The organism is Weissella sp. ESL1177 (assembly GCF_058107185.1).
This window is the reverse complement of the sequence record NZ_CM176591.1, coordinates 174423-199263: the sequence shown is the minus strand read 5'-3', so window position 1 is coordinate 199263 and position 24841 is coordinate 174423. Positions and strand designations below refer to the sequence as shown.

Here is a 24841-nt window from a genome sequence, read left to right as displayed (position 1 = left end):
CTCCTATTCTTCCAAATTAGTTAGTAACCCCGCTTCTGTAAAGTTAATATTTTGACGAATATTCAAACTTGTCGCATTTGAAATAAAATGTGAATCAGTTAAATGTTGTACTGCTTCACGTTGCGCATTTAACCCTGTTAGTTCTAACGTCAGCCGTAATTCTTCTACATTTTGTGTACCTTTACTGCCATGACGTTCTCGCTCTAATCGTGAGCGATACATGATGATTAAATTATACGCTGCTGTTTGATCAAGTTGTGAATTTTGTGCCTCATCAGTACTGATATACTTTGAGATAGCTGCAATGGCTTCTTTTGCTGACTCGTGATGAGCTAGTTCATATTCCGATAATAAAATGTCAGAAGAGTCATCACTTAGCCAAACTCGGATCATTCGTCCAAAACCTGTAAAAAATCGCCGAATTTGACGCCATGTCCGCTTCCCCTTATCATGAGTGACCAAATCATCTAATTCTGACTCCGCCCGATCAATCCGTCGACCCTCACTCGCATAAACAAGTGGTGTAATTCGCTCATCAACTAACAATCTTTGAATCGTATTACGCTCTGCTTCAAGCGCAATTTGACGTAATGTCATTTCCGCATCTAAAATTGGGCTCATTTTATCCGCCTTCATAAACTGTAATTGTAATTGACGAATTTGAATTTGGTAACGACGAATAATTTCATAGACCACACTTTGATTTGATTCTCTACGTTGTGCTTCAATCTCACGGACAGCAGATTGTAAAACGTACACACGTGCTCTTGGCTCAGACATATGTTGGGCAACCCGTGCCTTCGCCTTATTAGAACCAGGTGGTACTTGCATTTTTTTCTGACCACCGATAATTGGTAAAAAGATGATTGCCATAACCAATGACAAGATAATCGTAATTGCGGCAATAAACAACATTAACGCTCGTTGGGGAAATGGTACGCCACTATCTGTTACAAGTGGCACGGACAAAACACCAGCCATGGTAACGGCACCACGTACACCCGTTAAACCAGATGTAATGGCAACTCGCCAAGAAGCTGTTTCATTTTTATGATTTTTTAGACGAACCCATTGGCTAACATACGTCCAAATAACGCGAATTCCAAAAATAATAAACCATGTAATGACTGAATAGATAATCGCCATTGGTAATGAAATAACTTTTCCTAAATGTGTTGCTAACGGAAATTCAATGCCTAGAATAACAAATATGTACCCATTTAACAAATAACCAAAGACATTCCAGGTGTTGATACCAACAACGTGTAATTCACCGGTATAGTCAACGTCATGTTTTGTATGGATATTCAAAATAATTGCTGCAACAACAACTGCGATGACACCTGAAGCATGAATTTCTTCAGCTAGGATGTAAACTAAAAATGGCGTAAATAATTGCAATACCACCCGCAATGACACGTCATTATTACCATGAGATGATAACCAATCACCAAAAAGATTAATAACAAACCCCATCAATGCACCAACTAGGGTTCCCATGATCGAAACATAAAGGAACTCACCTGTCGCTTGCAGCAATGAAAAAGTCCCTGCTGTTGCTGCTGCAACAGCAAATTTAAATCCAACCAAACCGCTGGCATCATTAATTAAACTCTCACCAGCCACTAAATGCATAATTGAAGGTGGTAGCTTTGCTTCAGATGCAATTGCTGAAACGGCGACTGGATCAGTCGGTGACAAAATCGCCGCAATGGCTAATGCAACTGGCAACGGTAATTGTGGAATCATCCAATAAATTAAAAAGCCACCGACAATTGTTGTAATAAAAACTAATAAAATAGCATTCCCAAAAATTGGTCCTCTCAATTCCCAAAGTTCCTTCTTGGGAAATCGCCAAGCATCTGAGTAAAGTAACGGCGCAATAAATAAAAGTAAAAACCATTCTGTATCAAGTTTAATCTGTATATTAAAAAAGACAGCGACAATCAACCCTAGTCCAATTTGAATCAAGCTAACTGGGACCTTTTTCAAGAAATAACCTAACACATTGCCTAACACTACTAAGAATGTTAATCCGACAATGGTTTGCAATAAGCCCATGCACATACTCCCTTTCTTTGTTTATTTTCTACCTAATATTCTAACCTCAGTTTCTAAGTTCACTGAAAACTTGTCATATACAACTGATTGCACATACTTGATTAAATTGACATAATCACTACCAGTGGCATGCCCACGATTAACAATAAAGCCAGCATGCTTTGTTGAAACTTGTGCATCACCTACCTGATATCCTTGTAAACCTGAATCCATAATTAGTTTACCAGCAAAATAACCTGTTGGTCTCTTAAAAACAGACCCACACGATGGAAATTCTAAAGGTTGCTTTTGTGCACGTCGTTCATTATAGTCGGCCATCGCTGCACCAATTACGGCACGCTTTCCTGGTTGCAGACATAATGTCGCACTCACAATGATATCGCCTGTATCTTGTAATAGGCTATGACGATAACCAAAGGCCAACTCATCAAGATAATATGTTTTCATTTCACCAGTAACTGTAATCACATCAGTACTATACAACATTTGGTCAATTTGCCCACCATATGCACCAGCATTCATAAAAACAGCACCACCGACGGAACCAGGTATACCAGCGGCCCATTCCATCCCAGTTAACGAGTAATCATAAGCCGTATGTGCCACGTCAATAATCCATGCACCCGCATCAGCTTTAATTTGACTTTTTGTAACTGTAATCTGACGCATTTCGGTTAAGAAGATAACTAATCCTTGCAAGCCATCATCTGTAATAACTAAATTCGAGGCATTACCTAACACAGTCATTGGTATCTGATGTTCATGGGCAAAACGAACAACTTGTTGTAATTCATTTTGTGCTTTTGGCCAGAAACACCAATCTGCTGGGCCGCCTACACGTGTATTTGTATACTTACTTAAATCAACATTTGCCTGAATATTATAACTGGGAAACACTTCATTTAACATCTTCATTTTTCAATTCCTTAATTAAATTACTTTAACTAACTGTTTTAACGGTTCAACACCAAAATCATTTGCCTGTTTAACTAATATTTGTGCAGCCGCCACAGTATCATTTAACGCATTATGATGATGCTCTAAATCAATTCCTAAAGCTGCAGCAACAGTATTTAATTTATGATTTGGTAATTGTGGATAAAGTTTACGTGACGTCCGTACTGTGTCTAATGATAGATAATGCGGTGTGCTGATACCATAATGAATCAATGTTTCTCGCAATACACCATTATCAAATGAGGCATTATGTGCAATAACCAATTGATTTGGTGTATAAAATTGCTTAATTTGATCCCAAACTTCTGGAAAAACAGGTGCGTCAATCACATCTGTCGCTGTAATGCCGTGAATACGCGTATTTCGTCTATCAAAAATAGTATCTGGTTTAATTAATGTATAGAATTCATCAACCAATTGATTATCACGCACTACCGCTAAACCTAATGACACAGCACTATATCGTTGTGCACTGGCTGTTTCAAAATCCATTGCAATAAAATTCATGTCTACACCTCAATCATTAACTGATAATATCATGTCAAAAGCCGCTACCTGTTCATGATCACTATTCATCATCTGTGTTTCTGACCCAGCAATTTTTTTGAACCCCAGCTTTTGATAAATATGAATGGCATTTTTATTAACTGTTTGTACAGTTAGAAACAATCGATCAACCGAGCTATAGGTTCTTGCCCATGTTAATAATTCTGCCATTAACGCTTGTGCTAAGCCGTTCCCTTGAAAATCTGCTAACACAGCAACACCAACCTCAGCAAGTCTAGGTTGTCTTGGCTTGGCAGCTGCTGAGGCAAGACCAACTAATTGACCTGTTTCTGTTGTTGCAACTAACATAATATTATTTGTTGTTGTTTGCAAAATATCGATATTATCGGCTTCTTCATTTATTTCGATGTTTTCTGGATCCTGTACAATCATAAATGTATTTGACTCATCTTGTAATGCAAATAACAGTCCCATTAATTTCATCGCATCTTGTCTATCTGCAGGGCGAATAAAAATTTCCATTATGCCTCCATTGCAGCTAATAACTTGGCCGAACGTTCACCCGTTGCAACAACTGTGATGGTTCGAGCAGTCTCTTGTTCAGGCACTCTTTCAAATGAAATGCGTAAGACATCATCTGGTAATTCCGGTTTGATGTACTGCGACCATTCAACTAACGCAACACCGTCACCACCAAAATATTCCGATAAGCCTAAATCTTCTGCATTTCCTTCTTCACCAAGTCGATACACATCTAGATGGTAGATTGGAAAGTTTACTGTTTGATATTCTCTAACCAACGTAAACGTTGGACTTTTGACGGGTCGCTTAATGCCTAACTCTTTCGCAAATCCTTGTGTAAACGTCGTCTTACCCGCACCTAAATCCCCTGATAATAAAATTGTATCGCCCGCCTGTACACTTTGTGCCAGTTTAGCAGCTAATTTTTGTGTTTCATTCACTGTATTCACTAATATTCTCATAGTACAAAGTATACCATTTTTCAACGCTTGATTACAGGGTCATGGCAGCAAGACCCTTTCAGTCACTGCACTTTTGAAGAATTCATTTCAGACCATTAACCTACTCATTTGTAGCTCAATGGCCGTTTAAAAGATTGTTAATTTAACTGATTAACCGTTAATTTATCTGGTACACGATAAACAATTGGTTTTGTTAACTTGAGCATGTCATCAGTTAATTGTAATTTTGTAATGCTTCCTTGATGGTACGACTGAAAATAATAACTACGACTTTCAGCAACTGTTGCCGCACGATAGACTGAAAAAGTTTTTTGATGCGCGAGATTACGTGGCACTGTCACACTATCTAATAGATGCCAGCTTGTGATGATTGCTTCATCTTCGTTAGCTGGTTGATCTGCTCGTTCTTTTAGATAGGCTGCTCGCAAAAAACGAGCACCTGGTGAATAAGAACCCGGTGGTGTCGCTTTACCCGACAGTTTACCGGTTGTTACTTTTGGCACATTAATGCCAATTTCCCCAGTTTTAAATTCAGGTTTAAAATCAACATACTTTTCTAGTTGCGCAATTTGACGTTCAAAATGCGGACTATTCGTTACAACACCAAGTGGATTAGGGACAATTTTCATTGGCCATGTTGTTGGTTCAATGACGACGACTGCACCAGTTGGGTCTGTTACAGCAAAGTGCAATTCCGGATTACCATATTTTACAACACTTTGTTTTTCGGACATTAATTGAATGTCTGAAATATGTGCTGAAATATCAGCGACTGATTTAAAATTTCCTAATAACCAAAAAATAAATTCAAATGGTGCAATCTGAACTTTATCATGATTAATATCGTCCATATATTGCGCACCATTGCCAAAGGTGAGCTTCTGAGCACATAAACCATATTCATTTACGCCATCTGCTACGTCTGTTCGTTTATGACTTAATTCACCTCCACCTATAAAGGCAAATTTATTTTGAATGAAGTGCTGATTAAATGAGGATTGCCACTGATAGTTTCTGGGTACAAACATTGGTGAATTTTCTAACCTTGGCCAATCCATTGTCCGTGATAACACATGCACACCATCCTGGGCAATTTGTAAAATACTCGTACACATGTTGCTCATCTCCTTTCAAATCAATCTGTCATAATATAATCAAAAAGTGCCGCTTTAAACACATGACGCCTTTAATAAATGAATACATCAAACGTGTTAAGCAGCACTTTTATTTTTTAATTGTTAAACGCTTGTGCGGCCGTGATAATGGCCACCTTGTAAACATCTTCTTCATTCGCACCACGTGAAAGATCCGAAACCGGCTTTGCCAATCCTTGTAGAATTGGACCAACGGCTTCAAAGCCACCTAAACGTTGTGCAATTTTGTAGCCAATATTACCAGATTGCAAATCAGGGAAAATAAAGACATTTGCATGACCTGCAATGTCTGAATCAGGTGCTTTCGACTTAGCAACTTCGGGAACAAAGGCTGCATCAAATTGCAACTCACCATCAAGTGCTAAGGTTGGATCCATTTGCTTCGCAATTTTTGTTGCTTCAGCAACCTTATCTACTTGCGGTGCTTTTGCAGAACCCTTGGTTGAAAAACTTAATAGCGCAACCTTAGGATCAATACCAAAGACATGGGCCGTTTTCGCAGATTGCACCGCAATTTCTGCCATCGTTTGCGCTTCAATATCAATATTGATTGCCGCATCCGCAAAAATATACCTCTCATCACCACGTTGCATCACAAAAGCTCCTGAAATACGTGAAGAACCTGGTGCTGTCTTAATGATTTGTAATGCTGGTCGTACAGTATCACCCGTTGGATGAGTTGCACCAGAAACCATACCATCAGCCAAATTCATGTAAACCAACATCGTACCAAAATAATTAACATCAGCAACCCACTTCTTAGCAGTTGCTGTATCAGTCTTACCATGACGACGCTCAACTAATTCATGAATCATCACATTCATTCTATCTTCTGGATAACTCGCTGGATCGATAATTGTCACACCTGACAAGTCAAAATGATTTGTCTCGGCTGTTTCTTGAATGGCTGCCGTTTTCCCCAACAAAATCGGCACTACTAACCCGTCTGCGGCTAACCTAATCGCCGCTCCTTGCACACGCTTATCTTCCCCCTCTGGAAATACAAGTGTCTTGTTTTGCCCTTTAATTTTATTTGCTAATTGCTCAAACAACTCCATGATGGACAAACCCCCGTCTCTCTTAAAATAATTTTTTTACTACACATTCATTATAGCATATCGCTTTCAGTGACAATGTGCATCATTCTGCTTAAGATGTTCCATTCAAGCAACAAATCATGCACTTCTTTTGCCATCATTCACAACAATACATATTATGCCCAATTAATGGGTTGACAATGATATTTTTTTAAAAATGCATTCGTCTTACTAAACGGTTTTGAGCCAAAAAAACCACGATATGCTGATAATGGACTAGGGTGCGGTGACATCAATACAAGATTTTGATCACCATTAATTAATGGTCGTTTTGCTTGTGCCTGTTTCCCCCATAAAATAAAGACCGTTGGTTGTTCACGCTGGGCCACTAATTTAATGATTTCATCTGTTAGTGGTTCCCAAACTTCGCCAGCATGGCCACCAGCTTGATGAGCTGGTACTGTTAAAACAGTATTCAATAGTAGCACGCCTTGCTTCGCCCAATAATGTAAATCTCCCGTTTTGGGGGCTTGTATCTGTAAATCATCTGCTAATTCTTTATAAATATTAATCAACGATTTTGGTAAAGCCATTGTTGTCGGTACAGAAAAACTTAATCCTTGTGCTTGACCTGGATTAGGATAAGGATCTTGACCTAAGATGACAACTTTGACTTCATCTAACGGCGTCGCCTCCAACGCTGCAAATACATTCTGACGCTTGGGAAAAACTGTATCAACTAAATAAACCGTATCTAAAAATTCTTGCATACGTCCAACATAATTAGGTTGTAAAACTGGTTGTAATGCTTCTGCCCAGTCTTCGGGTAATAGTTCTGGCATAATGCGACTCCTATTCACTTCAATTGCAATTTGTTTATCCTTATTATAACGACTAAACCTTTGTTACGCTGGATTATGATAAAATAAAAATAAAATTATTTTTCTTTCATGTCATAAAGAGGTATTTTCATGCATGATTTATTAATGTCTAAAGTTCACAAACAACTTGATGGTATCACCACTGTTACGACATCTACCAATCGTATAAAATACACTATTTCAGGACAAATTGGTCAGCGTAATGATAAACTGACCATTTTTAATAAGTCCTCTGAACCTTTGGCAGAGATAACCCAAATTTCTGGTGGCTTATTGCCAAGATTTATCCTCACTAACCAACAACAACAGGTTGGTTCAATTGGCTTGTCATTAAAATTGCATGAACTATTATTTGTCAGCACTTTAAATTGGTTTGTCCTCGGTAGTCTAGAAAAAAGATATTTTCAGATAAAAACAGTTAGTCAACAACTAGCAACTGCAAAACCAATTAGAGATCAACGTTTATCAATTAAAATTTTAAAAACAAACCAAGAGCCTTTACTACTACTCATTATTGCTTTCTTGGACCGTTGGGAATTCATTGCTCATGGTCACCCGCTTGATTGGCCTAGTATTTTTAACAATCCCAAGCCAATCATGGTAACTTTTACTAATGACGATATGTCAAATATAATTTCAAAAAAATAACCATATAAAAAATGCTGACAACTGCCACACTTAATTGTATGACTAGTTTTCAGCATTTTTATTTCATTTATTAGACGTTTAACACTTTATCTAAGAAATCACGGGTTCGTTCATCTTGAGGATGATCAAAAATATCTGCTGGCGTACCTTCTTCACGAATATAACCATCAGCAAAGAAAACCACACGGTCAGCAACCTGTTTTGCAAAGCCCATTTCATGAGTCACAACTATCATTGTCATCCCTTCTTCAGCAAGTTCCTTCATAACTGAAAGAACATCACCGACCATTTCAGGATCCAGTGCCGAGGTTGGTTCATCGAATAACATGATTTCAGGATTCATAGCCAATGCACGTGCAATGGCTACCCGTTGCTTTTGACCACCTGAAAGTGTATCTGGTTTAACATCAGCTTTATCAGCAAGTCCAACCCGATTTAATAACTTTTCAGCATTTGCAACGGCCTCATCCTTCGTCATCTTGCCCAATTGTACTGGCGCTAAAATCATATTTTCCATAACTGTTAAATGAGGAAATAGATTAAAATGTTGGAAAACCATACCAACTTTCTCACGAATTTTATCAATATTGACCTTTGGTTGATTAATATTTTGACCATCAATCGTAATTTCACCACTATTAATCGCTTCAAGTTTATTTAAAGAGCGTAAAAAGGTGGATTTTCCAGAACCTGAAGGGCCAATCATCACAACAACTTCACCTTCCTCAACGGCCAAACTCAAACCTTTTAGCACTTCATTTTTACCAAAACTCTTATGAACATTGCGTGCTTCAACAATCGTCGCCATTATTTGATCCTCTTTTCTACCCAGTTTGATAACCAAGTTAATAGTGTAATAACAATAAGATACAGTATTGCAATCATTAACCAAACTCGGAATCCTTGCAAATTGCGGGCAATAATTAACGTACCGGTTTGTGTTAATTCAATAATACCAATTGCTGATAAGATTGAAGTATCCTTTAACGTAATAATAAATTGATTAATAAAACTTGGTACCATCAAACGAATACCTTGTGGCATAACGACTTTACGCATTGCTTTACCATATGGTAACCCTAATGAACGAGCTGCTTCAAGTTGCCCAGAATCAACCGACTTAAAACCACCACTAACAAATGCGCCAATATAGGCACCCTCATTAAGAATCAATGTTATCACACCTGCTGTAAAGGCTGGAATTTTTTGACCTGTTAGATTTGGTATCCCAATGTAAATAAAGAAGGCCAAAACTAGCATTGGCAAACCACGAAAAATATAAATAATGGTTGTTGAAAATCCACGTGCCAACTTACTTGGCATCACACCAAGAATTCCCAAGAAAATGCCCCAAATAGCTGCTAGAATAATACCAACTAAGGTCAATTCTAAAGTTTTCACTAAACCAGTAAACAACGCACTTTTATTTTCATTAAACAAGTCCCAAATAGTCGTCGTCTCATGTTGGTTATTCGCATTTTTCTTATAATTATAACCGCCCTTACCAAGATAACGATTGACTATCTTATCATAAGTACCATCTTTAACAATAGCGGCATATCCTTTATTGAATTTCTTCAATAAAGTTGTATTAGCACCCTTTTTTACACCAAAACCATACCAGTTACCATTTGCTGGCTTCGTCACAATTTTTAATTTAGTTCCTTGTTGAATGGCATATGCCATAACAGGTTGATCTTCAAAAGCAGCAACAGTGTTACCAATCAAAACATCATTATACATTGTGTTTGAATCATTAAAGAAAGTAATTTTAAACCCATATTTCTTAGCCATTGAGCGCGCATAATCGGCACCTGCACTACCGGTCTTTGCAGCAACCGTTTTACCTTTTAAGTCAGATAAACCTTTGATTTTTGATTTATCCGAGACAGCCATCACAATACCACTTTTGTAATAAGGTGTCCCAAAGTCAAATGTTTTTTTACGTTCATCAGTAATTGACATTCCTGCAACAATACCATCCACTTGACCAGCTTGCACAGCCTGTACACCAGCATTAAAACTCATTGGCTTGAGTGTATAAGTGAAATTTTCACGTTTAGAAATTTCTTTTAGCATATCCATGTCAATACCACGATACTTGCCACCATCAGCTTGAAATTCAAACGGTGGAAAAGTCGTATCTGTTGTAATGGTGTAATGAGGTGTCGCTGCATGTACAGCTGGCGAACTAACCATTATGCCAACTGTTAGCCCAATTAATGCCACTAAACTGATTAACCACTTGCGCATTGTCTATTCCTCCAAGACTCTTCTCTGTATACTCATACCAACTTATTGTACGCTATTCAAACTGAATGAGGATAATTCATGTTAGCTTTTCTAACATTTTTGGAACATGTTTTTTAAAAAAATAAAAAAAATTGATAGAAACTTATGGCATTATCTGTCAAGAAAACATTCATTCATAAGAATCTTATCAATATTTTTTTTGATGATATTTTAGTATCGTTTTTTTAACATCCGATGTAAATCACGATCTTGATCACGTTTCTTTATCGTTTCTCGTTTATCATAATGATGTTTACCAGTTGCTACCCCAATTAAAACCTTGGCAAAGCCATGTTTCAAATAAACACGTAACGGTACAATCGTTTTCCCTTGCTGTGAAACAGCCGCCTGCAATGATCGAATTTCTTTTTTGTGTAAAAGTAACCGACGACTACGTAATGGCTCATGGTTAAAACGATTCCCTTGTTCAAAAGGACTAATATGAACATTATCTAACCAGGCTTGCCCGTCTCGAATTTGCACAAAACCATCCCCAATTGTGATTTTACTAGCTCGTACTGATTTAATTTCAGTACCTGTTAATTCAATACCAGCCTCGTAGGTTTCTGCAATTGCATAATTGTAACGTGCTTTATTATTAGTTGCCAACGCATCATTCACACGGCGCTTTTTTTTTGCCATGACAACCTCCTAAATGAATTACTTATGACGACCCTTACGATTAACATTTTGATGTTTTGCTTCTGGTGTCCGTTTATTTTGATAAGCACCAAATGACTTACCATCATTATGCGTTTTATTTCCTTTTGACGATCGATTTCTCTTATCGTTATGACGACGTTCACCACGATTACGACCAAATGCACCGCGATGCTCTTCTGGTACCTTAATATCTGTTACAGGTGCATCATCAGGATCAACTAGGACAAAATCAATCGATGCCTGCTCTTTATCAACTCGAACAACCCGAACTTTAACTGGTTGACCAATTTGATAAATATGATGTAAACGACGACCAATCAATGCCATATGCGCTTCATCATAAACATACTGATCGTCTGTAAAATTCGAGATATGAATCAGTCCTTCAACTGTGTTCTCTAATGAGACAAACATACCAAATTTCAACACACCGTTGACAACACCATCAAATTCTTCGCCTACCTTATCCATCATGAATTCGGCTTTCTTCATGGCATCTGTGTCACGTTCAGTATCTACTGCACGACGTTCTTTCGTTGATGTATCTTCACCAATTTGGGCTAGTTTATCCGCATATTTGGCTTGTGCTTCCTCGTTAAGACCATTCTTCTCATACCATTTAATCAAACGGTGGACTGTCAAATCAGGGTACCGTCTAATTGGTGAAGTAAAGTGTGTATAATATTGTGCACCAATACCAAAATGTCCTAATGGTTCATTAGAATATTTTGCTTGTTTCATGGTGCGCAACATCATCGTAGAAACCATTTGTTCTTCCGGTCGGTCAACAAAGAAATTATGAATGGCTTGCAAATCAGTAGATTTCACCTTTTCAGGATCAATCTTAACTGGCGCACCTAAAGCTTTCACAAACTCAATAAAGTTTTGGACACGATCTGCATCTGGCGTCTCATGAACACGATACAAAAATGGCACTTTCGCTAAATCGAAATGCATCGCCACAGTTTCATTAGCAGCTAACATAAATGATTCAATCATTCGTTCAGATAAACCACGTTCACGCAGCTCGATATCCGTTGGTTTGCCTTGCTCATCCACAATAATTTTTGCTTCAGGTGCATCAAACTCAATAGCTCCCCGTGCCGTACGCTTTGCAGCTAAAATTTCATGCAATTCAGCCATATCTTCAAACATTGGCACTAATTCAGAATATTCTGAGCGTGTTTCCTCATCACCATCCAAGATAGCATTAACTGCTTTGTAAGTCATGCGTGCATGTGAACGCATCACTGAAGTATGTAAACGATGATTAACTAGATTCCCTTTTGGCGTAAATTCCATCTCTGCAGACATTGCAAGACGATCAACACCTGGATTCAAAGAAGCAATGCCATTTGATATTTTACGAGGTAACATTGGAATCACACGATCAGTCAAGTAAACAGACGTGCCTCGGTTATACGCTTCCTCATCTAGTGGCGTACCTTCAACTGCATAATGTGACACATCTGCGATATGCACGCCTAAATGGAAATTACCATTTGGTAGCTTCCAAACAACGACCGCATCATCTAAATCCTTTGATTCAATCGCATCAATTGTCACTAGGGATTGATCCGTAATATCTTCGCGACCTTCACGTTCACTATCTAAAACTTCGTCAGGAATTTTTTCTGCTTGTGCTAGCGCTGCTTTTGGAAAAACATGTGGGACATCATGATTATAGACAATTTCCAAAATATCTACACCCGGATCATCTTTATAACCCACTTTATCTGTTACAACTCCCGTAAAATGTTTTGGCATTTCTGCAGAAGGATATGTTGCAATGGCAGCCACAACAACTTCACCGTCAGTAGCAACCAAGCCCCCCTCTTTTACCAAAAATTCAAAAGAAGCTAATTTCTTATCGGTTAAGTGAATGCTCCCAACATAACCCTTATAAGCACTTCCTAAAGAAAATTCACCAACAACTTGTTCACGACCTCGACTGACAATTTCGACAACTTTTCCTTCAGGACCACGTTTATCATCACCCTTATTTAAGAGTTTCACACGTACTTCATCACCTTGCGTTGCAAAAGCTGTATTATCAGGATTAACAAATACATCAGGCGCTGTTTCATCATAATGAACAAAGCCAAAGCCTTTGTCGTTAGCTTTAAAAATACCAATGATACCTTCATGAATGGCATTATATTGAAATGCACCCTGATCATTTACTTTCACTTTGCCATCACGCTCTAATGCAGCTAGAGCCTGGACCACTAACTTAAAAGCGTTTGTATCATCTAATCGCAACCCATCTGTCAACGTTTGTGCTGGATAAGCTTGGGTTGGATTACCTTTCAAAAAAACAAATAATTGATTTTGTAAATTTTGTAAATCCATTTATTTCTCACTATTCTTAAAATGAAAGACCTCTCGTCATATCTGTCACGAGAGGTCTTGCGCACTGGTAATTTTTTAATGTGAAGAAAGGTAAACTAGCGCCAATCCCAAAATAAACCAGATTGCTGCAAGGACTGCTGTAATTCGTTGCATAACCGCAACAAATCCTCGGGCCTTTTGGGTTGCAAACAAATCACCACCGCCACCACCTGACAATGCTGACAACGCATCTTGTTGTTTAGATGGCTGCATCATAACCGCAATAATAATTAATGCACCAACGATAATCATTGCTGTTAATAATATGTCGTACATTTTTGGTGCCTCCTCTTTCTTCGATTTTTAATCTCAATCATATATACCTATTTAGCATAACATAGGTACTTAATTGTCTCAATAAAAAAATGGAACTAGCTGAAAAACAGCCAGTTCCATTAATTTAAATCAATTATTTTGCTTCGTAATTAACAATTGCATCACGTGCAGACTTGTCAATATTGTAAAAGCTGTTAATACCCTTGTACTCAGCAACCTTATCAGTCAACAAATCTTCGATACGCATCAATTGGTTATACTTAGCAATACGGTCAGTACGTGACATTGAACCTGTCTTAATTTGACCAGCATTTGTTGCCACAACCAAGTCAGCAATCGTTGTATCTTCAGTTTCACCTGAACGGTGTGAAACAATCGCAGTATAACCAGCTTCCTTAGCCATTTCGATTGCTTCAACTGTTTCAGTCAAAGTTCCGATTTGGTTAACCTTGATCAAAATTGCATTTGCAGCACCCTTAGCAATTCCCTTTGCCAAAAAGTCTGTGTTTGTCACAAAGAAATCATCACCAACGATTTGTACTTTGTTACCTAGACGAGTAGTTAGCTTAGCCCAGTTATCCCATTGCTCTTCATCGTTCAAGTCTTCAGCTTCAGCCAAAGGATCCTCAACAGAAACAACAGGGTACTTCTCAATCAAGTTTTCTAGATAATCAATAAACTCATCAGTTGTGTATTCCTTCTTATCAGGCTCACCAGCTAATGTGTAAATCTTCTTATCATGATCGTAAAACTCTGATGAAGCAACGTCAAAAGCAATAGCAACATCTTTACCTGGCTTGTAACCAGCACGTTCAATGGCCTTCAACAAGTATTGGAATGGTTCTTCGTTTGAAGTGAAGTTAGGTGCAAATCCACCTTCATCACCAACAGCAGTTGAGTGACCTGATTCCTTCAACAGCGCTTGCAATGCATGGAATGTTTCTGAACCCATACGAATAGCTTCAGCAACCGACTTTGCACCAACTGGCATAATCATAAATTCTTGGAAATCTACAGAATTGTCAGCGTGAGCGCCACCATTAACAACATTCATCATTGGTGTTGGCAAAACCTTTGAGTTAAAACCACCAAGGTAGTTATACAATGGTGTTCCTAATTCATCGGCAGCGGCACGTGCAGCAGCGATTGATACACCTAGGATTGCGTTAGCACCTAACTTACCCTTATTTGGTGTACCGTCTAAGTCAATCATTGTACGATCCAACAAAACTTGATCAGTCACATCCATACCAATCAATTTGTCCTTGATTACTTTGTTAACATTCTCAACAGCCTTCAAAGTTCCCTTACCAAGGAAACGGCTCTTGTCACCATCGCGTAGCTCAACAGCTTCGTTAACACCAGTTGAAGCACCAGATGGCACGATACCACGACCAAAGCCACCTAATTCAGTGTAAACTTCAACTTCAACAGTAGGGTTACCACGTGAGTCTAAAACTTCGCGTGCATAAATATCAGTAATTGCAGACATGTTGTCTTCTCCTTACTTATTCTTGAAAGTATAGTTATATGGGAATATCCCTCGAAACTTATTGTAACATAATTCACAGTATATGCTAACAACGACGTCTGTAAGTTTAATAAGCGCTACTAAAAAATCATATTTTTTTCATATTTCACGATCAAAGTCATTAATATCAATCATTATTTGGCACAAGTCATTATTTTGCAAGTTATTTGTTGCTATTTTGTCATACGATTGACTATCATGTAATTGTTAAGCACGTTAAACTATATTAATCATACTATTTTATTTTGGAAGGGAGGATTTATGAAGCGCGCATTTTTCACCATTTCATTATTAATCATTTTATCAATTATTATTCCAATTGGCTTTCTTAGCACTTCACAAGCTTTTTCGGGTTGGTTAACCAATCCTATCGAACAAGCAGCTCATCTACAATCACAAAAACAAGCGGCTGTTGACTCATCATCAAATTTGAAACGCTTTAGTTCTCGATTGGCTGCTAATGGTATTTCAACATTTTCTAGTAGTAATCAGGTTGGTGCCAGTGCTGGCACTATTGCAATGACTTCTTCAAAGCCTTCACATAATTCAGCGATGCAAAGTCCAACGAATGACAGTTCACCTGCAATGAGCTCACAAAGCCAAAGCAGTGCAACATCAAGTCGCGAGACGAGCTCAATTGCCTCTCACTCATCAAATATACCTAGTTCTTCTAGTACCAACACATCGTCTACAAGTAATAACTCAAGTGGTCACTCAAGTAGTAGTTCCAGTTCTTCTAGTGATAGTTCTTCAAATAGTTCTAGTTCAGATGCTAGTTCCGAATCTGAAGATAGTTCTAGTTCATCAATGAGCAGTTCAACTAGCAATTCATCTAGTGATAGTTCTGAAAGCTCATCATCTGTCTCGAGCAACAATGACTCAGATGCCTCAGATAATGGATCTGCCGTCGTTATTCCAAATCCAGACACAGCTATCTCATCGGTTGGGTAGTATCTAATCCCTTAAAAAGAATAAAAAGAATTGGAACATCAGCTGCTATGTCCAACTAAAAAGGGCGTCAATCTATTAGTCGGTAGATTGACGCCCTTAAACGTGTTCTAAAAGACTGAAACCTCGCTGTAACAACAATTAATTTCAGAACGTCTTTTGTCTCACTCTCTTTTCAATTGATATTGATTATGCTAATTCTCGCTTTGCTTGCTCAGCGAGGCTGATTAATTCAAGAAAAGTCGTTGCATCTAATGCAGCATCCCCCACTAATACACCATCAATGTCTGGTTGCTTTAGCAAGTCATAGGCATTTGTCGGTTTCACTGAACCACCATACAAAATGCGAATATGATCAGCAATGTCTTGGTCAAACATATCAGCAACCGTTTGACGAATCACACGTAAACTTTTTTGTGCAATTTCTGGACTCATGGCTTGTCCTGAGCCAATTGCTGCCGTTGGTTCATACGCTAACATTAACCGTCCCATTTCTTCACGTGTGACTCCTTTTAAGGATTCAACAACTTGGTTAACGATCCAATGCGCATGGTCGTTTAAAGATTCTAATTGCACAGCTTCATCAATTGCAATAATTGGTGATAACCCATTACGTAATGCAGCCAATGTCTTCAAGTTAACCATCTCATCTGTTTCGCGAAAATAATTTCGACGTTCAGAATGACCAATGATAACTTTGCTGATTCCTAAATCAGCAAGTGCTGCTGGACTAGTTTCCCCCGTATAGGCTCCCTTATCCTGCCAATACATATTCTCTGCACCAATTTCAATTGATGTCCCTGCTGCAGCAGTTACCATTGCATTCAATAAAACATCCTGTCCCGCTAACACTGCATCAACGTTTGGATAATCAGCTAATTTTGGTGTCACTGCTGCAATATATTGTTTAACCTCACTTGGCAATTTATTCATTTTCCAATTTGCCATAACAATTGGTCGTCGTAACATTATCTTTTACCACCCCTCATCGTGCTTGTCTTGATTATACCACGCTTATGTACCAATTCAGATTTTACGATGAATAAAAATTATTAATCAGACAATAAATTTGGGCGAAAACCCCTATGTAAAGAAGTTAATTGCGTGTAAAAAATAATTGATTTCTTTTTTTTAAACATATAGACAATTATGATAGCGAGCCTTAAAATTTTTTAATTAAAACTGGCCTATCACGATAGCTGAATAACCAGACATCTCAATCGTATTTTCCTTTATTGTGATGTCTCCAACTTGGCTAAGTACCTTACCATATCTATCACTACCAAATTGTGTTGTTTTCGGACTTAAGTTAACAAGGACTGTTAATATTTGATTTTTGAGTTTTCTTTGATATCCAACGACTGTATCAGGTAATGATACCATCGGTTCAAAATCACCAGTCGTTATCACGGATTCCCAGTCTTGATCATGATGCAATTGTCCTAGTTGCTTATAGTAATTTAGAACCGATCGTGGTTCATCTATTTCTTCTCGGACATTGACACCCTCCCTATCAGTTCCCATCGTTAACCACGGTGTCACATCAGAAAAACCTGCAAATTTTGAATCATCCCATTGCATTGGTACTCTGGCATTATCACGAGATTTATCATTGATTGCTGCCAAAGCATCCTTTTTTGAATAACCATCTTTGAGTGCCATTTGATAATTATTAATCGATGACACATCATTAAATTCAGTAATATCATGACGCTCAAAATTTTTCATCCCAATTTCTTGTCCTTGATAAATAAATGGTATACCTGGTAAAAAGTAATACATCGTTGCTAAAGCTTTTGCTGCATCTGACGTCTGATATTTTTTGTTAGGAATTAATTTTGACAAGACACGTGGTTGATCATGATTTTCCAACACATTTGCCAAGGTACCCTTATCTTGGAACGCAACTCGTTGTGATTCAAATAATGCCTCACGTAGCTCTTTTACTGTCCACTGTCGACGACCTCGGTACCACTCATCAGAGTTTTTCACATCAATATTCATATATGAAAAATCAAAGATCATTGAAAAGTAACCATCTGGACCAATATATTTACCTAAGTCTTCTTCAGGCACACCATATGCTTCACCAACAGTGATTGCATCATACTTATCAAATGTTGTCGCCTTTAATTCATTTAAGAAAAGATCAATACCCGGGCGATTTTGCCCCTTCTTTATAACAGAAACTAAGCCATCACTACCATCAGCTGGCAGACTTGCCCAGTCTAAATCTTTTTTCAAATGCGTAATTGCATCAACTCTGAAACCAGCAACACCTAGTTCAAGCCACCAATTAATCATTTGATAAATTGCTTGTCTTAATTTCGGATTTTCCCAGTTTAAGTCTGGTTGCTGTGATGCAAATGTGTGAAAATAATAATTTCCTGGTTCTCCAGGGACGGGTTCCCAAGTTGAACCACCGAAAATACTGCGCCAATTATTTGGCGCTTTACCGTTATCACTTTGCTTAAAAATATAGTAATCACGATACTCACTATCAGGATTCTCCAACGCATCAATAAACCATTGATGCTGATCAGAAGTATGGTTTACCACTAAGTCCATGATAACCTTGATCCCTCTTTTTTTTGCTTCGTATAGGAATCGTTTAAAATCAGCCAACGTACCAAATTGTGGATCAATATCTCGGTAATCAGAAATGTCATACCCCATATCAACCATCGGTGATTTGTAGATTGGCGATACCCAAATCATTGTGACCCCTAATTCTTGGATATAATCTAAATGATCAATCATCCCTTGAATATCACCAATCCCATCATGATTTGTATCCTGAAAAGATCGTGGATAAATTTGATAAACAACCTCGTTTTGCCACCATTTTGTAGACATCTACATGTTCCCCCAAATATTTATTAATGGTTTTAGCATATCGGAGTTTGACTGAACATTCAATACTCTGCTACCCACCAAAGAAAACGCTTCCAAATAAAGATAAAACTCGTTTATTATTAATGAATTGTATATTAAATTTTTTATAAATACAATTTAATTTTAAATATATTTATAAAGTTTAATTAACCATCATTTCAAAGAATTTCATGTTACCGATAACATTTTGCAACGTGTTAATCATGTGCCTCATTAAAAATGATTAAATGTCATTAAGCCTTAATAAGGATCCCCTGATATGATTATTTCCTAATTAATTTTACAGATAGCAAAAAACTGTCTCAGTTACTTAACCAAGACAGTCTTATTAATCAGCATAATTATTCGGCTGTTACAGTACTTTTTACTAAAGCAATGACTTCATCATTTGTTTCAGCATCAACTGCCTTTGCGGCCAGTTCAGCCATATCCTTTGTATCCAACTTCTTCATCAAAGAACGTGCCTGTAGAATAGACGTTGCTGACATTGAGAATTCATCCAATCCCATACCAACAAGAATTGGCAAGGCAATTGGATCCCCCGCCATCTCACCACACATTGCAGCAAACTTGCCGTACTTATGTGCAGAATCAATCACATTCTTAACCAATCGCAAAATTGATGGATTGTATGGCTGATACAAATATGACACACGATCATTGCCACGATCAGCAGCCATTGAATAACCAATTAAATCATTTGTTCCAATTGAGAAAAAGTCTACTTCTTGCGCAAACTTATCAGCTAAAACTGCTGCTGCAGGAATTTCAATCATGATACCCAACTTGATATCATCTGAAACGGCAATACCTTCTTCGACTAATTTTGCTTTTTCTTCTTTAAAGATATTACGAGCAGCCCGGAATTCTGGTAATGTTGCGACCATTGGGAACATAATCCACAATTGACCATAGACAGAAGCTCGCAATAACGCACGCAACTGCGTCCGGAAAATGTCATCACGATCTAATGAAATACGGATAGCACGATAACCCATAAATGGATTGTCTTCTTCTGGCAATGGCAAGTATGGCAGATGCTTATCTCCACCAATATCCATTGTACGAACAGTAACTGGCTTACCATCCATGCTTTCTAGAACTTTCTTGTATGATTCAAATTGATCTTCTTCAGTTGGTAGTTCTGACGAATCCATATATAAGAACTCTGTACGATAAAGGCCAACACCCTCAGCACCATTTTCATTGACACCATCAAGATCTTTTGGCGTACCAATATTAGCACCAATCACAAAATTCTTGCCATCAGCAGAAACAGACTGTTCATTCTTTAACTTCGCCCACTCTGCCTTCTTAGCTATATATTGGTCTCCTTTTTCTTGGTAAACTTTGATTTCTTCCGTCGTTGGATTTACCAAAGCAACCCCATCCAAACCATCTAAGACGACTGTATCGCCTTCAGCAATTTCTGCCGTTGCAACATCAGAACCGACAATAGCAGGAATCTCCAATGTACGAGCCATAATGGCAGCATGCGCTGTTCGCCCACCAACATTAGTAATAAAGCCCTTCACAAAACGACGATCTAATTGAGCCGTATCAGATGGTGTCATATCTTGTGCAACGATAATGACTTCTTCATCAATTAATGCTGGATTTGGTAAGTTCTTTCCTAACAGATGACTCATGACACGCTTTGTCACGTCACGAATATCGGCTGCACGTTCGGCCATGTATGGATTATCATCTGCCATACCTTCAAACATACTAATATACATATCAGTCACTGATTTAACAGCAGCTTCCGCATTTATCTTATCACTATCAATTTTATCATTAATACCACTGAGTAGTTCTGGATCTTCCAGTACCATAATATGGGCAGTGAAAACTTCTGCTTCATCAGCACCCATTGATTTTTCAGCTTTTGTACGAATTGTTTCCAAATCTGCCTTAGAAGACAAAAAGGCCGCTTGAACGCGGTCTTTTTCATTTTGAGAATCGTCAACTTTACGAGTCTCAAAAGACAGATCTGGGTCAACTAACTTATATGCTTTCGCAATTGCAACACCGTTTGAAGCCGCAATTCCTGTAATTTTATTAGTCATTTTATTTTCCCTTAAAATCTGTTTAATTCAGTTACAAAATTATTCTGTCAAACCTTCAGCTGACATCGTTTCTGCAATAGCTGCTAAGGCATCTGCCTCATCATCACCTTCAGCAGAAATCTTAACATCAGCATTTTGACCAACACCTAATGACATAACACCCATAATTGACTTCAAGTTAACATCCTTGCCTTGGTATGACAAAGTAACGTTTGATGAAAATTTTGAAGCTGCTTGAACCAACAAAGTTGCTGGGCGAGCGTGAATACCAGTTTCGGCTACAATGTGAAATTCGCGTGATTCCATGGTGATAATCTCCTCTAAATTTAAATATTATTCTTTTACTTTGGGTTAAGTTAAGTCATGCTTTCAACAATCTTTTTTAACCAACCTTCATAGGTACATTTTATCAGGTCTAAGATATAATCGCAAGCGCTTACATATTTTTTTCATAAAATATAATTTGGAATAGCTAACCTCTAAATTTTATTCTATGATGCTTCGTCATTTTTTGCTGTATAAGTAATTGTACCACCACGCTCGGCAATGCCCCTAATCGCATTTTGGTACGGATAATCTCGCCATACCACATAAAAATCGGAAAACTCTTTTGAAGTGACGATAAATTGATCTAATTCGCCTGATCTTAGTTGATCTAACATTTGACTATAATCCATTTTGCCTCCTCAATATACATTATACAGCGATTATTAAAACTGACACAAGAGACTACCGTAAGTAAATCCAGCGCCAAAACCTGTTAGTAAGACTTTCTTACCGCTTAATGATACTTGATGTCTTAATTCATCTAACCCCATCGCAATTCCCGCCGAAGAAGTATTACCATACTTTGTCACATTCGTTGTAAATTTGGTCATGGGTTGTCGCAATTGATTAGCAATCATTTCAATAATTCTAAGATTAGCCTGATGTGGAATATAGTAGTCAATATCATCTGGCGTTAGCCCATTTTCTGTTAAAAAGTGTCTCATGTGATTTGGAATTAACCGTTCGACTTCACTAAATACCTGACGACCTTCTTGGTGAAATGCTTCTGTTTTTGGATAATTTTCCGCCGATAATTCACGTAATGGCGAAATGCGACCTGAATGAACAACTTCATCATTACCAATCGTATGCATCTCTTCTGCAACCAACAATGATTGATTACTTGCTTCTAAAATAAATGCGCCAGCGCCGTCCCCGAAAAAGACAGATGATGCGCGATCTTTAAAATCCATCATTTTAGAATTTACTTCTGCTGAAATAACTAATGCATGTTTTGCCACACCAGATCGTAAAAATTTATCTGCTGTACTTAAACCAAAAATAAAACCAGCACAAGCAGTAGAAATATCATAAGCCCATGCATTTTCTGCTTGTAAATTTTTTTGTACCAAAGCCGCTGTTGAAGGTGCCAAGCCATCTGGTGTAAATGTCGTGACGATAATTAAATCAATATCTGCTGGCGTTAGTTCAGTTTGAGCAAGTGCCTGTTTAGCTGCCTTAGTCGCTAAATCCGACGTATTTTCTCCTTGCAACGAAACATGCCTCGTTTTGATACCGGTATGTGTTTGTATCCATTCATCATTCGTATCCATAATTGTGGCTAAGTCATCATTAGTCACAATATCTTGCGGGACATAATGCGATGAAGCAACTACTCTTACGCCTTGCGTCATGCTCTGCTTTCCTCCTAAGTACTATTAAAACAATTATACTCATGCAAACCACAAAAAAACATTAATATTTTAATAAAAAAAATATTTAGCCACTATGCACGGTTGTAATAATACAAATAACGATCACCAGCTAACGTTTGTGTTAATTTTGTCACACTCGCATTATCTGGTTCAGGTAATTTTTCTGTCGCGCTTGTGATGCCAAAAATTGTCATCACAACAGCTTTGATTGTAAAGCCATGTGTCACTACTACAATTTGATCGTTTGGCCACTGCTTTGTCATGTCATCCAAAAATGCTTTTACACGACGGACAACTTGTTCAAAGGTCTCGCCATCACCAGCATATTTTACATAATCAGGGGTGACATCATGTATGACTTGATCAAATACATCAGAATATTGATTTTGTAGTAAGCCATTCGACTGCCCATCCCATTGCCCGTATGAAATTTCTAATAGCCGATCATCAATTGTCAGTGGCAATTGTTTACGATGATTAAGAATTTTGGCTGTTTGGATCGTTCTATCTAACGGACTTGCTATTAACTGGTCAGCAAAGGAAAAATCAAATTTATCTGCCAAGCGTTTTACCTGTGCAACACCAAAATCGTTTAACTGCGTTATTAACGTATTAATTTGTCCCTGTTTTAGATTCTCAGCGTTAGCATTAGTTTGTCCATGACGTACAAAATAAAAAGTTGTCATTTACACATCCTTTATGAAATAAAAAGGTTGGAACAAACCAGATGTCCCAACCTTACAAAAAGTCTACAAATATTGGTACGTGATACCAAATATTCACCTCTAAGACTTTTAACTATGTTCTGTCATTTTATGTTGTTGCATTTTAAAGTTTTCATTATATGAAAAGACATTTTGACCAGCAATCGCAGCATCACCTACTGCAGTTGTTATTTGACGTAGTTCTTTTTCACGAACGTCACCTAACGCAAAAATACCTGGTTGTGCCGTCTCCATACGTTCATTTGTTTGAATCCAGCCTTGTTCATTTGTAATACCTAAATCAGTGACAACACTTGAAACTGGTAAAACACCAACATAAATAAACACACCGGCTGCATCAACCGTATAAACTTCATCAGTGACATTATTGTGCACTCGAACACCAGTAACTTTTTTATCATCACCTAGAATTTCTTCAACTTCTGTATTCCAAACAAATTCAATCTTGTCGTTTGCAAAGGCACGATCCTGCAAAATTTGTTGTGCACGTAATTTGTCACGACGATGGAAAACTGTCACCTTATCGGCTAAGCCAGCAAGATATGTTGCTTCTTCAACGGCTGAATCACCACCACCAACAACAATGACATGTTGGCCACGGAAAAAGGCACCATCACAGACTGCACAATATGAGACACCTCGTCCTGTATATTGATCTTCACCTGGAACTGCTAGCTTCTTATAATCTGAGCCTGTCGCTACAATCACTGTGTTGGTTGTGTACTCGTCCATATCAGTCACAACACGCCATGAACCATCAGCTTCAGCCTGCACATGTAAAACAGTGCCAAATGCATACTCAGCACCAAACTGAGTTGATGACTGATACATTTTTTCGGCAAGATCTGGTCCTAAAATACTGCTAAAGCCTGGATAATTTTCCACCTCAGCCGTATTATTCATCTGACCACCATAAATACCGCGATCAATCATTAATACAGATAAATTTGCGCGTGAAGCATAAGTTGCTGCCGTCATGCCACCAGGACCAGCACCTAAAATTATTGTGTCATAGTGTTGGGTCATAACAACACCTCCCCCTTCAAGTACTTCTAATAGAAGTCTTCTTAACTATCTACTATATTTTACATGCTTTTATCAAGAAAGCAAGAACTTTAAC

At 38.0% G+C, this 24841-nt stretch carries 24 protein-coding genes; 2 read left to right on the top strand and 22 right to left on the bottom strand.

Annotation, left to right across the window (positions count from 1 at the left end; genetic code table 11):
- Positions 1-3 precede the first annotated feature (3 nt).
- From AC3B5D_RS00990 to AC3B5D_RS00955, 8 genes are all read right to left on the bottom strand, one after another.
- Positions 4-2061 (bottom strand): Na+/H+ antiporter, encoded by a 2058-nt coding sequence (locus AC3B5D_RS00990; protein WP_489839950.1) that lies wholly within the window; start codon positions 2059-2061, stop codon positions 4-6.
- 21 nt (positions 2062-2082) lie between these two features.
- Positions 2083-2976 (bottom strand): UDP-N-acetylmuramate dehydrogenase, encoded by an 894-nt coding sequence (gene murB / locus AC3B5D_RS00985; protein ID WP_489839951.1) that lies wholly within the window; start codon positions 2974-2976, stop codon positions 2083-2085.
- Positions 2977-2991: 15 nt separating this feature from the next.
- Positions 2992-3525: a 3'-5' exonuclease gene (locus AC3B5D_RS00980; protein ID WP_489839952.1), complete on the bottom strand. Its 534-nt coding sequence runs from the start codon at positions 3523-3525 to the stop codon at positions 2992-2994.
- A 9-nt stretch (positions 3526-3534) separates the two neighbouring features.
- Positions 3535-4047: a GNAT family N-acetyltransferase gene (locus tag AC3B5D_RS00975; RefSeq protein WP_489839953.1), complete on the bottom strand. Its 513-nt coding sequence runs from the start codon at positions 4045-4047 to the stop codon at positions 3535-3537.
- Complete coding sequence (gene tsaE, locus AC3B5D_RS00970) at positions 4047-4508, bottom strand: tRNA (adenosine(37)-N6)-threonylcarbamoyltransferase complex ATPase subunit type 1 TsaE (RefSeq protein WP_489839954.1); 462 nt, start codon at positions 4506-4508, stop codon at positions 4047-4049. Before tsaE ends, AC3B5D_RS00975 begins: the two co-directional genes overlap by 1 nt.
- A 137-nt stretch (positions 4509-4645) precedes the next feature.
- Positions 4646-5623 (bottom strand): linear amide C-N hydrolase, encoded by a 978-nt coding sequence (locus AC3B5D_RS00965; RefSeq protein WP_489839955.1) that lies wholly within the window; start codon positions 5621-5623, stop codon positions 4646-4648.
- Positions 5624-5739: 116 nt separating this feature from the next.
- Positions 5740-6720: a phosphate acetyltransferase gene (gene pta / locus AC3B5D_RS00960; protein ID WP_489839956.1), complete on the bottom strand. Its 981-nt coding sequence runs from the start codon at positions 6718-6720 to the stop codon at positions 5740-5742.
- 155 nt (positions 6721-6875) lie between these two features.
- Positions 6876-7541 (bottom strand): uracil-DNA glycosylase, encoded by a 666-nt coding sequence (locus AC3B5D_RS00955; RefSeq protein WP_489839957.1) that lies wholly within the window; start codon positions 7539-7541, stop codon positions 6876-6878.
- 129 nt (positions 7542-7670) lie between these two features.
- On the opposite strand from AC3B5D_RS00955, the gene AC3B5D_RS00950 reads away from it, so the two are divergent.
- A complete protein-coding gene (locus AC3B5D_RS00950; protein ID WP_489878286.1) occupies positions 7671-8228 on the top strand; it encodes an LURP-one-related/scramblase family protein in 558 nt (185 codons plus the stop codon).
- Positions 8229-8298: 70 nt separating this feature from the next.
- Here the strand turns inward: AC3B5D_RS00950 and AC3B5D_RS00945 are convergent, their stop codons facing one another.
- The 6 genes from AC3B5D_RS00945 to eno form a co-directional block, all read right to left on the bottom strand.
- Positions 8299-9036, bottom strand: coding sequence for an amino acid ABC transporter ATP-binding protein (locus AC3B5D_RS00945; protein ID WP_489839959.1), 738 nt, complete (start codon positions 9034-9036; stop codon positions 8299-8301).
- Positions 9036-10481: an amino acid ABC transporter substrate-binding protein/permease gene (locus tag AC3B5D_RS00940; RefSeq protein WP_489839960.1), complete on the bottom strand. Its 1446-nt coding sequence runs from the start codon at positions 10479-10481 to the stop codon at positions 9036-9038. The genes AC3B5D_RS00945 and AC3B5D_RS00940 overlap by 1 nt, the downstream gene beginning before the upstream one ends.
- 210 nt (positions 10482-10691) lie before the next feature.
- Positions 10692-11162, bottom strand: a complete 471-nt coding sequence (gene smpB, locus AC3B5D_RS00935; RefSeq protein ID WP_489839961.1) for an SsrA-binding protein SmpB — start codon at positions 11160-11162, stop codon at positions 10692-10694.
- Positions 11163-11180: 18 nt separating this feature from the next.
- A complete protein-coding gene (gene rnr, locus AC3B5D_RS00930; protein ID WP_489839962.1) occupies positions 11181-13535 on the bottom strand; it encodes a ribonuclease R in 2355 nt (784 codons plus the stop codon).
- Between the two features lie 75 nt (positions 13536-13610).
- Positions 13611-13850 carry a preprotein translocase subunit SecG gene (gene secG / locus AC3B5D_RS00925; RefSeq protein WP_092462720.1) on the bottom strand — a complete coding sequence of 80 codons (240 nt, stop codon included), beginning with the start codon at positions 13848-13850 and terminating at the stop codon, positions 13611-13613.
- Between the two features lie 133 nt (positions 13851-13983).
- The gene (gene eno, locus AC3B5D_RS00920; RefSeq protein ID WP_489839963.1) at positions 13984-15342 is read right to left on the bottom strand and encodes a phosphopyruvate hydratase; all 1359 of its coding nucleotides are present in this window, start codon (positions 15340-15342) and stop codon (positions 13984-13986) included.
- 300 nt (positions 15343-15642) lie between these two features.
- Here eno and AC3B5D_RS00915 point away from each other — a divergent pair, with 300 nt between their 5' ends.
- Positions 15643-16332, top strand: a complete 690-nt coding sequence (locus AC3B5D_RS00915; protein ID WP_489839964.1) for a hypothetical protein — start codon at positions 15643-15645, stop codon at positions 16330-16332.
- Positions 16333-16518: 186 nt separating this feature from the next.
- Here the strand turns inward: AC3B5D_RS00915 and tpiA are convergent, their stop codons facing one another.
- The 8 genes from tpiA to trxB all read right to left on the bottom strand — a co-directional run bounded on the left by tpiA (position 16519) and on the right by trxB (position 24747).
- Positions 16519-17298 (bottom strand): triose-phosphate isomerase, encoded by a 780-nt coding sequence (tpiA, locus tag AC3B5D_RS00910; protein WP_489839965.1) that lies wholly within the window; start codon positions 17296-17298, stop codon positions 16519-16521.
- A gap of 207 nt (positions 17299-17505) precedes the next feature.
- Positions 17506-19185, bottom strand: coding sequence for an alpha-glucosidase (locus AC3B5D_RS00905; RefSeq protein WP_489839966.1), 1680 nt, complete (start codon positions 19183-19185; stop codon positions 17506-17508).
- A 380-nt stretch (positions 19186-19565) separates the two neighbouring features.
- The gene (gene ptsP, locus AC3B5D_RS00900) at positions 19566-21293 is read right to left on the bottom strand and encodes a phosphoenolpyruvate--protein phosphotransferase (RefSeq protein WP_489839967.1); all 1728 of its coding nucleotides are present in this window, start codon (positions 21291-21293) and stop codon (positions 19566-19568) included.
- A gap of 39 nt (positions 21294-21332) precedes the next feature.
- A complete protein-coding gene (locus AC3B5D_RS00895; protein ID WP_489839968.1) occupies positions 21333-21599 on the bottom strand; it encodes a phosphocarrier protein HPr in 267 nt (88 codons plus the stop codon).
- Positions 21600-21784: 185 nt separating this feature from the next.
- Positions 21785-21970: a hypothetical protein gene (locus AC3B5D_RS00890; protein ID WP_489839969.1), complete on the bottom strand. Its 186-nt coding sequence runs from the start codon at positions 21968-21970 to the stop codon at positions 21785-21787.
- A gap of 33 nt (positions 21971-22003) precedes the next feature.
- Positions 22004-22975: a beta-ketoacyl-ACP synthase III gene (locus AC3B5D_RS00885; RefSeq protein ID WP_489839970.1), complete on the bottom strand. Its 972-nt coding sequence runs from the start codon at positions 22973-22975 to the stop codon at positions 22004-22006.
- 92 nt (positions 22976-23067) lie between these two features.
- Positions 23068-23682, bottom strand: a complete 615-nt coding sequence (locus tag AC3B5D_RS00880) for a histidine phosphatase family protein (protein WP_489839971.1) — start codon at positions 23680-23682, stop codon at positions 23068-23070.
- A gap of 108 nt (positions 23683-23790) precedes the next feature.
- Positions 23791-24747, bottom strand: coding sequence for a thioredoxin-disulfide reductase (trxB, locus tag AC3B5D_RS00875; protein ID WP_489839972.1), 957 nt, complete (start codon positions 24745-24747; stop codon positions 23791-23793).
- Positions 24748-24841 lie beyond the last annotated feature (94 nt).